The sequence below is a fragment of the Fulvivirga lutimaris genome, from assembly GCF_009711525.1.
Lineage (GTDB): Bacteria > Bacteroidota > Bacteroidia > Cytophagales > Cyclobacteriaceae > Fulvivirga > Fulvivirga lutimaris.
This window is the reverse complement of the sequence record NZ_SMLV01000263.1, coordinates 1-9208: the sequence shown is the minus strand read 5'-3', so window position 1 is coordinate 9208 and position 9208 is coordinate 1. Positions and strand designations below refer to the sequence as shown.

Annotated in this window: 10 protein-coding genes; 5 read left to right on the top strand and 5 right to left on the bottom strand. The window is 36.6% G+C overall.

Annotation, left to right across the window (positions count from 1 at the left end; genetic code table 11):
* Positions 1 to 28: 28 nt before the first annotated feature.
* Both E1140_RS03910 and E1140_RS03905 read right to left on the bottom strand, forming a co-directional pair.
* Positions 29 to 2416 carry an endonuclease MutS2 gene (locus E1140_RS03910; protein WP_185153413.1) on the bottom strand — a complete coding sequence of 796 codons (2388 nt, stop codon included), beginning with the start codon at positions 2414 to 2416 and terminating at the stop codon, positions 29 to 31.
* Position 2417: 1 nt separating this feature from the next.
* Positions 2418 to 2804, bottom strand: a complete 387-nt coding sequence (locus E1140_RS03905; RefSeq protein WP_155179253.1) for a DUF4296 domain-containing protein — start codon at positions 2802 to 2804, stop codon at positions 2418 to 2420.
* A gap of 121 nt (positions 2805 to 2925) precedes the next feature.
* On the opposite strand from E1140_RS03905, the gene E1140_RS03900 reads away from it, so the two are divergent.
* From E1140_RS03900 to E1140_RS03890, 3 genes are read left to right on the top strand one after another with little or no spacing between them, the layout of a single operon-like run.
* Positions 2926 to 3804 carry a DUF58 domain-containing protein gene (locus E1140_RS03900; RefSeq protein ID WP_155179251.1) on the top strand — a complete coding sequence of 293 codons (879 nt, stop codon included), beginning with the start codon at positions 2926 to 2928 and terminating at the stop codon, positions 3802 to 3804.
* Complete coding sequence (locus E1140_RS03895) at positions 3797 to 4687, top strand: hypothetical protein (protein WP_155179249.1); 891 nt, start codon at positions 3797 to 3799, stop codon at positions 4685 to 4687. The genes E1140_RS03900 and E1140_RS03895 overlap by 8 nt, the downstream gene beginning before the upstream one ends.
* On the top strand, positions 4680 to 5732 hold the full coding sequence (locus E1140_RS03890) for a vWA domain-containing protein (RefSeq protein WP_155179246.1): 1053 nt from the start codon (positions 4680 to 4682) through the stop codon (positions 5730 to 5732). Before E1140_RS03895 ends, E1140_RS03890 begins: the two co-directional genes overlap by 8 nt.
* A 1-nt stretch (position 5733) precedes the next feature.
* On the opposite strand, the gene E1140_RS03885 is transcribed toward E1140_RS03890, so the two are convergent.
* A complete protein-coding gene (locus E1140_RS03885; protein WP_155179244.1) occupies positions 5734 to 6342 on the bottom strand; it encodes a LysE family translocator in 609 nt (202 codons plus the stop codon).
* Positions 6342 to 7883 (bottom strand): GH3 family acyl-acid amido synthetase, encoded by a 1542-nt coding sequence (locus E1140_RS03880; RefSeq protein WP_155179242.1) that lies wholly within the window; start codon positions 7881 to 7883, stop codon positions 6342 to 6344. Before E1140_RS03880 ends, E1140_RS03885 begins: the two co-directional genes overlap by 1 nt.
* 60 nt (positions 7884 to 7943) lie before the next feature.
* On the opposite strand from E1140_RS03880, the gene E1140_RS03875 reads away from it, so the two are divergent.
* Positions 7944 to 8621 carry a YggS family pyridoxal phosphate-dependent enzyme gene (locus tag E1140_RS03875; protein ID WP_155179240.1) on the top strand — a complete coding sequence of 226 codons (678 nt, stop codon included), beginning with the start codon at positions 7944 to 7946 and terminating at the stop codon, positions 8619 to 8621.
* On the top strand, positions 8618 to 9001 hold the full coding sequence (locus E1140_RS03870; RefSeq protein WP_155179237.1) for a DUF423 domain-containing protein: 384 nt from the start codon (positions 8618 to 8620) through the stop codon (positions 8999 to 9001). Before E1140_RS03875 ends, E1140_RS03870 begins: the two co-directional genes overlap by 4 nt.
* Positions 9002 to 9026: 25 nt before the next feature.
* Here the strand turns inward: E1140_RS03870 and E1140_RS03865 are convergent.
* Positions 9027 to 9208: DUF1573 domain-containing protein (locus E1140_RS03865; protein WP_155179235.1), on the bottom strand; the 182-nt coding region annotated here is incomplete at its 5' end.

Sequence of the window (9208 nt, the reverse complement as noted above, 5' to 3'; positions counted from 1 at the left end):
AAAAAGGCCGCAATTGCGGCCTTTTTTATTACTCTAATGTCAGTACTGTTATGCCTGAACCTCCCTGCTCAATATGCTCGTCATTGGCAGCAACTATAAAGTTCATCTGTCTGACATGGTTTCTTACAATCTCTCTTAACACTCCATTACCCTTTCCATGCAAGACCTTTACCTCATTCAATCCGAATAGTAAGGCATCATTTAAAAACTGATCAAGCTCTACAAATACTTCTTCTGCTCTTTTACCTCTTATATCAAGTGTTGAGCTAAAATTGGCAAATTTATCTGTCATGTTAAGACCATGAGAAGATTTGGCCTTTTCTTTTTGAATTGTTTTCTCCTGCCCTTTGGAAATCTTTTCTAAACGATTAATTTTTACTTTAGACTTCAAAAGGCCGATCTGCACTTCTGCATCTTTTCCTTTTATAGCTAAAACAGTGGCCGTAACCTCATGACCTTCTACCTTAACTAAATCACCCGGCTGTAGAGGTCCGTCTATTTTTTCTTTCTTAATAGTAGAAACTGGTTGTTTATGCTCATCCACTTTATCCTTAAGGCTTTGAAGTCTTTCGCGTGCCTTCTTTGTTTCACTTTTTTGAGCGCTATTGGCTTTTATGTGCCGAATAGTCTTTTCAATCTCTCTATTAGTATCTTTAAGCAATTTTGCTGCCTCTTCTTTTGCTTTACCAATTATAGCTTTTTTATTATCTTCCAGCTCTTGAAGAAGCTTCTTATAATTTGATTCTAGCCTAGCCGTTTCAGCTTCACGAGATTTTAATTTCTCATCTCGCTCTTTTACTAATTGCTTTTGCTTTTCAAGCTTTAGCAAAAGGTCATCGACATCAATATTCTTATCACCAATAATAGACTTGGCATAATCAAGGACGTATCCAGGAAGCCCCGTTTTACGAGCAATTTCTAAAGAGAACGAGCTCCCCGGTTTCCCTGAATCAAGAATATACAACGGTTCTAATTTTTGCATATCAAAACGCATCGCTCCGTTGGTTAATCCTTCTTTCTGCTCAGAATAATTCTTTATATTGCTGTAATGTGTGGTGATTACACCAAAAGTATTTTTCTTCTGCAAGTCATCCAGAATAGCCTCAGCAATCGCTCCTCCAAACTGGGGATCAGTACCGGTACCAAATTCATCAATAAGGCATAAGGTTTTTCCACTCGCCTTATCAATGAAAAATTTCATCGCTTTCAGGTGAGAGCTGTAGGTACTTAAATCGTTCTCCAATGATTGCTCATCACCAATATCTATGAAAATATTTTCAAATATTCCTGTAGTAGATCTCTCATCCAAAGGAATTGGAAGACCACACTGAAGCATAAATTGGAGCAATCCAACCGTTTTGAGGCTTACAGACTTACCACCTGCATTTGGCCCTGAAATAACCATAACTCTATGGTCAGAATCTAAATTAATATTAAGGGGGACAACGGATTTACCATCTTTAGAATGCGCTAGGAATAGTAATGGATGAACTGCATTTACCCATTCCACTAAAGGTTTTTTTGAGGTTGTTGGTATTATGCCTCCAATTTCCTGAGCAAATCTTGCTTTGGCTCTAATAAAGTCTACTATCCCTAAAAAATTATAACCACGCTCCAGCTCTTCAATATTTTCCCTTATCAGGTCAGTCAGTTGAGTTAGTATTTTTATAACCTCTCTTTTTTCAGCATACTCAAGCTCTCTTATCTCATTGTTACCCTCCAGAACAGAGGTAGGCTCCAGATAAACAATGCTACCTGTTGAAGATTCATCGTGAATAAAACCAGGAACTCTTCTTTTATACTCAGCCAAAATAGGTAACACCATTCTTCCATCACGAATGGTAATGGATGAACCTTCAGGCACCAACCCATCATTAATAGCATTTTTATAGATACTTTGAATGGATTTTCTTACCTGATTGTACTTTGTTCTTAGTCCATTTCTAATATCTAAAAGAGCATTAGTAGCATTATCTTTTACTCTCCCATCCTTATCAATTTTACCATCAATAGATGATATAATATTTTTATTTACCGTGATTCCCTGAATCAATAAATTCAATTGAACCAGCTCTACCTTACGTTTATCTATAAACTCGGCACATTGGGTAATGGTCAATAAAGATTTACCAATATCCAGCAATTCTGTCTCCGACAAAAATGCACCCTGAGTCTTACTTTTTTTAAGCGATAAGGTAACATCTATAAAATTTCCTGAAGGAAATGAACTACCCGATTGTTGAATCTGGATAAACTCTTTAGTTTGATTCAACAGTTTTGTAACCAGGTCATAGTCAGATGAGAATCTCATTTTACTGACTATATTTTTACCTAATTCAAAAGAACACTTCTGAGCTATTAACTCCCTGATCTGATCAAACCCTAACTTCTCTTCTAAATCCCGAGGATATAACACTTTATTTGTTCTTTTTCAATGAATCCAGTTTAGCCTTTTTGTTGTCGTCAATAGCTTTTAGCTTTGTTTCTCTGACTGTTAGTGTGTCCAAAAGGGCTTCATAAATTAATTCTAATTCTTCAGTATGATCATAATAGTAGGTCATACTATTCATGTATTGTTCCTTCTCGATGTTGTGTTTTTCAAAAAGATAACCTTCATAGGTTTCAAAAATAGAAACTGCTGTATCCCTAACAATTTGCAAATTTGAGAGCTTAACTTCAGCCAAATAAATATCAAGCATTAGTGGCACCAACTGTTCCTTTGGGATTACATCTTCAGGCACATCATCGCTTTTTCCACAACTCACAATAACCAAGCTGAGTAGAAATATTTTAAAGATTTTCATATTTACAACTTTTACAATAATTATACCGTTGACATCTTTTGCAATCCGTTAGTTCAATCATATTTTTTCATACAACTAATATTCTACAAATTTGCGTTGTAAAAAAGCTTATTATTAGCCAATGAAGGAACTCCTAAAGAAGCTACGAAAGTACGAAATACAAATAAGAAAGGCTATCAATAGCCAGATGCAAGGAGACTTCCATTCTATATTCAAAGGCTCTGGGTTAGAGTTTGATGATGTAAGAACTTATCAATATGGCGATGACATCAGAACCATTGACTGGAATGTAAGTGCAAAAGGGCACGGTACGTTTGTAAAAACATTTAAAGAAGAAAAGGAACAAACCATTTTCTTTATTCTAGATGTTAGTGGATCTCAGGAAATTGGTGATACCGGTAAGCAGAAAGTGGATATTGGAAAAGAGATATGCGGTGTGCTTGCCCTTTCAGCAGCAAAGGAAGGCAGTCAGGTGGGTATGGTCTGCTATTCTGACCAGAAAGAACGTTATGTAAAGCCGGCCAAAGGCCCGAAGCACGCTTATGAAATAATTCATAATATAGTAAACCTAAAACCTCAATCTGCTAAAACCGATCTTAGCAAGGCCATACTGTTTACATTAAATACTTTAAAAAGGCGTAGCGTTATGATCTTTATCTCTGACTTTATAGATGAGGGTTATTTTCACAACTTAAAAGGTATGGCTAGAAAACATGATGTTGTAGCCATTAGAATTACTGATAAAAGAGAGACTGGGCTACCTAAACTGGGTATTGTTCCTGTGTTTGATAAAGAAAGTAAAAAGACAGTATGGGTAAATACATCTTTTGGTAACTTTCGCTCTCAGGTAAAAAAGAATTATGAAGAAAATGAGAAGGAGCTTACACTATTTGCAAAACGTCATCAGATAAACTTCGTTTCTATAGATACAAACGAAGACTATGTTCCAAAACTTTTGAAATTATTTAAGGTCAGAAATAAATCGTTGAAAAGTGTTTAGAAAGATCATTTTTGGCTCACTGCTGCTTTTATTAATAAACCACTTTACTTACTCCCAAGAAGATGTCACAATCAAAGGATACTTTCTTGAGGATTCTATTAAGATTGGTATTAGCACCCCATATGTCCTCACGGCCAAATACCCTATTTCTGTAGATCTTATATTCCCAGATTCACTTTACGATTTCAGTCCTTACGAGTTGGAGGAAAAATTATATTACCCAACTAAATCTGATTTAGAGTTTAGTTATGATAGCGCGGTGTACTATTTAACCTCTTTTGAGATAGATAGTATCCAGTTTTATCAGATGCCTGCATTCATATTAAAGGGAAAAGACAGCCTGGTGTTAACAGCGCAAAAAGATTCTATCTTTTTGCAGCAAATGGTTTCCGAAATTCCTGATTCAGTTGCTGTTGAGGCAATGCCTTTGCTCGAAAACACAACTTACAAAAAAGTAAATTTTGCATTTAACTACCCATATTTAATTATTGGGTTGGTGGTTCTTTTAATTATACTAATAGTGGTATTTGTCTTTTTTGGTAAGCCTATTAGAAAGTGGTTTGTACTGAGAAAAATGAGTAAAACTCATTTAGCTTATCTTGAGCAACTAGAAAAGACTATTACTTCTGACAAGAACTATGAGTACTTGATCACCCTCTGGAAAAACTATCATGCTAAACTAGAGGGAGAGCCATACACGTCATACACAACAAAAGAACTCTTAAAACTTGCTCCGGTTAAAAGCATCGAACCCGTGCTTAAAAATATAGATAAAGCCATATATGGCAAGCCAACAACATTGCCTGTTTCAGAATTATATCAGCTAAAGAATTTCTCACAAGAACGCTATGAGGAGAAAATAAAGGAGGTGCAAAATGGATGAGCAGATAGTTGAAACATTACCGTGGTACTCATTGGATAACTTTTCCCCATCTATACTTCAAAACTATAATTGGGAGTTTAGCATCGCACTCTATGGGTTAATATTAATTCCGTTGTTTTTTATAGTAAGATGGGTTTGGAAATACTATAAAAATCAAAAACTGCCCATAGCTTTTACCAAAAGCCAGGTTATATCAAATCCACTGAATATAGTAAGGTTAGTTCCTGATATTTTGATGATTCTTATCGTTGCTTTAGTGATTGTTGCTCTGGCAAGACCACAAAAATCAAATGAGAAGCAAATTCAATGGACAGAAGGTATTGACATCATGCTTGTTATTGACATCTCTCAGTCCATGCAGATTGAAGATTTCGTTCCTAACAGACTTGAGGCTGCAAAAAATGTAGCCAAGGAATTTATAGATGGCCGCCTGCAAGACAGAATTGGGATTGTGATATTCTCAGGAGATGCTTATTCACTTTCGCCATTAACCACTGATTATGACTTGCTCAAAACCTATATTGATGACATCAATTTCGAGATGATCGAAAACAGAGGTACGGCTATTGGAAGTGCGCTGGCAGTGGCCACTAACCGAATGACCGAAATGGAGTCAAAATCTAAGGTATGTATACTCTTAAGTGATGGTGATAATACGGCAGGAAATATTGATCCTATTACTGCTGCAAAGTTGGCAGCTGCATATAGCATTAAAACCTATACCATTGCTATTGGCAAAGAAGGTAAGGTGCCTTTCGGCAAAGACTTCTTTGGAAGACCAAGAATGGTTGAAAACACCATGGATGAAACCACGCTGAGAGAAATAGCCAAAATAGGTGGTGGCGAATTCTTTAGAGCACTAGATAATGCTGCACTGGAAAACATCTTTCAATTAATAGATAAATACGAAAAAGCAGAAATCAAAGAAACAAAATATAAGGATACAACTGACTTTTACAGAAACTATCTCATGTGGGCTTTGGTGCTATTACTAATGTGGATGTTCTTAAAATCTACTTTTATCAGCAACATATTGCAAGATTAGCCTACCAAGAATAAGTTGCCATTCTGATGGCGAAAAGTATGAGTATCACACCTACGGTAATACTTAAAATTCGCATTATTCTTTCATTAATAAGCTTACTGAGCCTGGCTGCCAAATAGCCCTTTAAAACATCTGTGCTAAAAACCACAATCAGAATGGTCAGAAAAAATATAAAAAGGTCATACCCTTGATAACCATACTCAATGGTTGCAAGACTCATAGTCCCTATCCAGAAGACCGGCACAAATGGGCTTATAGCATTTATTGCTAAACCTTTAAATATGAACCTGTAAAATCCAACAATGGGGGCATCATCAGCTTTTGGAACAAACTTCTTATTCGATCTTAATATATTGACAATACCAAACACGGCAAGAATGACTGCACCTATATAACCTATAAGCTCTTTATTTTCTTCAAAGCCAATTACCTGTGATAAGCCAAAGTAAGTTAAGAGAATCATCACAACATCACCGAGACTTACACCGATGGCAACAAGAATTGATTTGCCAAAACCCTTTTCTAAACTAGTTTGAAGAATAGTAAAAAAAACCGGGCCAATCATCACCATTAGGGTGAGCCCAAAAAGCAAACCATTTACAAAAGCCATTAACCCTTATTTATAAACGATTGCCAATCCTCTAACAATGGCCCTTTAATTACTCTTGGGAATTTATTCTGCCCTCCTACTTTACCTCTTGATTCCATCCAGTCATAGAAAGTTTTTAAAGGTAAAATGTCAACAACAACATCTTTAAGTGCAGCTGAGCGTTCAACCGCATAATCATCATTAAGCTCTTTGAGGTAAGCATCAAGCTTATCTCTAAAGACAGTTGAATCAACTCCTTCTTCGGTACCAACAAACCAATGGTGTGCAAACAGCGTCCCGTGGGGAATACCAGCAACCGTAAACTCAGGCACATCAATATTCATATCATCAGCCACCATTTCTATGGCCTTATTCATATTATCAACGGAAAGGTGCTCTCCACAAAGGCTTAAAAAATGCTTAGTTCTCCCTGTAATTACAATTTCAGCCTCTTCTCTTGAAACTATTTTTACTACGTCCCCAATCATATACCTCCAGGCACCTGCACACGTAGAAATAAGTAATGCATATTCCTTACCCTCTTCAACCTCATCAATCATGAATGTCTCGGCACCTTCCTTCACATCACCATTTTCATCGAAATTCTTTTCATCAAACGGCACAAACTCATAGAATATACCATTGTTCAAGACCAATCTCATGGCTCTATGATTTGGCTTATACTGAAACGCTACAAAACCTTCAGAGGCCAAATAAGTCTCGATATAGAATATTTCACGCCCTAGTAGCTTTGAGAAACCTTTTCTGTAAGGGTCAAATGATACACCCCCATGTACATAAACACTCAAGTTTGGCCAGACTTGATGAATATTGTCTACCTTATGATAGGCTATTATTTTCTCCATCAATATTTGAATCCAGGCTGGTATACCTACAATAATATTAATGTTCCAATTTTTAGCATTAGCAGCAATTTCATTGAGTTTTGAATCCCAATCGCGGGTCTTTGCAATCTTTTTCCCTGGTTTATAAAAATGCTGAAACCAGAAGGGTAATTGTGCAGCTTGGATACCGCTCAAGTCTCCTTCAAAATAGCTTCCCCTATTATTGAGGTGAGTACTACCACCAAGCATAAGTATACCTCCCTGAAAAACTTCAGGAGGTAAATCATATTTTGAAAGTGTAAGAATCTGCCTGACGCTGGTTTTTTGAATGGCCTTCTTCATATCTCTGGTGATAGGAAGATATTTAGAGGCTGCCTCTGATGTTCCTGAACTTAACGCAAAATATTTAACTCTACCTGGCCAACTGACATCCTTTCTCCCCTGCTTAAGCATATACCACCATTCACTATACATTTTATTGTAATTGTGAATAGGCACATTCTTTCTGAAGTTTTCGAAAAAACGTTTCTGATCCCAGGATTTAAAGCCATTTAATATTTCCTTGAACTTATAATGCCTCCCAAACTCCGTGGCCTCAGCAGTCATTAAAAGATCCTTAAGCTCATTTTTTTGTAAATCCAAGGGGTTAGTATAATCCTGTTCGAGACTTTCTCTTATTCTAATTCCCTTCTTCAACAAAGTACCGAGAATAGGCATATCGTGTCGGTTAAAAGTTCTTAATTTGTCAAAACCCGTATACGAGATTAAAGTTATTAAATGGATATTAAAAATAATATAGCTGAAATTACCAACACCTTGCAAGGCAGTAATGCCAGATTGGTAGCGGTATCAAAGACAAAGCCTAATGAATTGATTCTTGAAGCTTATAATGCCGGTCAGCGAGTATTTGGTGAGAATAAAATTCAGGAGATGACTGATAAGAGCGAGGCTCTTCCGAAAGACATTGAGTGGCATATGATAGGCCATGTTCAACGTAATAAGGTGAAATACATGGCTACTTTTGTTTCTCTTATTCATTCTGTGGATAGCTGGAAGCTCCTGAAAGAGGTGAATAAACAAGCGCTAAAGAATGACAGAGTAATTGACTGTTTGCTTCAGATGCATATTGCTGAGGAAGAAACGAAATTTGGCCTTTCTAAAGATGAGCTTTTAGAAATTTTAGAATCTCCCGAATTATTGGATCTTCAAAATATCAGGATTATTGGATTAATGGGGATGGCTACCTTTACAGAAGATAAAGGCCAGATCAGAAAGGAATTTAAGTCGCTTGCTAACACCTATAATGAAGTGAAATCTACTTACCACGCAGATAATATTGAATGGAAGGAGCTATCGATGGGTATGAGTGGTGATTATGACATTGCCATTGAGGAAGGTAGTACATTGGTAAGAGTGGGCAGTTCTATTTTCGGATCTAGAAATTATAACAATTGAACAGAACAATTAAATCAGCTGCGGCATTAGGTGCGTTGGCTGTTGCAATAGGTGCCTTTGGCGCTCATGCACTGAAACCCATGTTAATTGAAAACGGCAGGCTGGCAACTTTTGAAACAGGGGTTGAATATCATTTCTATCATGTGCTCGCACTACTTTTTATTGGACTGTATCAAAAACAATCTGATGATAAGAAATTGAGATGGGCAGCCAATTCGATGATTGCAGGCATCATAATATTTAGCGGAAGCCTTTATACTTTATGCCTAACGAATATATCATTTCTAGGTGCCATTACTCCTATAGGTGGTGTTTGCTTTATAGCGGGTTGGGTATTGTTATTTCTTGCGCATAAAAAAAGCTCGACTGATATCAGCTGAGCTTTTATTTAGTTTGTAATAAGTCCTATTGACTATCAGATGCTTTCTTTGGTAAGATATTGGTAACTATAGATACCTTACTATTTGGATTAACGGCATTAGAAACAATTGTAATCACTTTAGTAACTCTTCCAATTTTACCTGCACTATTGAAAACAACTTTGATTTCTGATTCTTGTCCCGGAGCTATCGGGTCTCTTGGCCAAG

Excerpts from the sequence above, each read along its gene's own strand:
- E1140_RS03875 (WP_155179240.1), top strand. The coding sequence starts at position 7,944 with ATGGATATTAAAAATAATATAGCTGAAATTACCAACACCTTGCAAGGC.
- E1140_RS03885 (WP_155179244.1), bottom strand. The coding sequence starts at position 6,342 with ATGGCTTTTGTAAATGGTTTGCTTTTTGGGCTCACCCTAATGGTGATG.
- E1140_RS03890 (WP_155179246.1), top strand. The coding sequence starts at position 4,680 with ATGGATGAGCAGATAGTTGAAACATTACCGTGGTACTCATTGGATAAC.
- E1140_RS03900 (WP_155179251.1), top strand. The coding sequence starts at position 2,926 with ATGAAGGAACTCCTAAAGAAGCTACGAAAGTACGAAATACAAATAAGA.
- E1140_RS03905 (WP_155179253.1), bottom strand. The coding sequence starts at position 2,804 with ATGAAAATCTTTAAAATATTTCTACTCAGCTTGGTTATTGTGAGTTGT.
- E1140_RS03880 (WP_155179242.1), bottom strand. The coding sequence starts at position 7,883 with ATGCCTATTCTCGGTACTTTGTTGAAGAAGGGAATTAGAATAAGAGAA.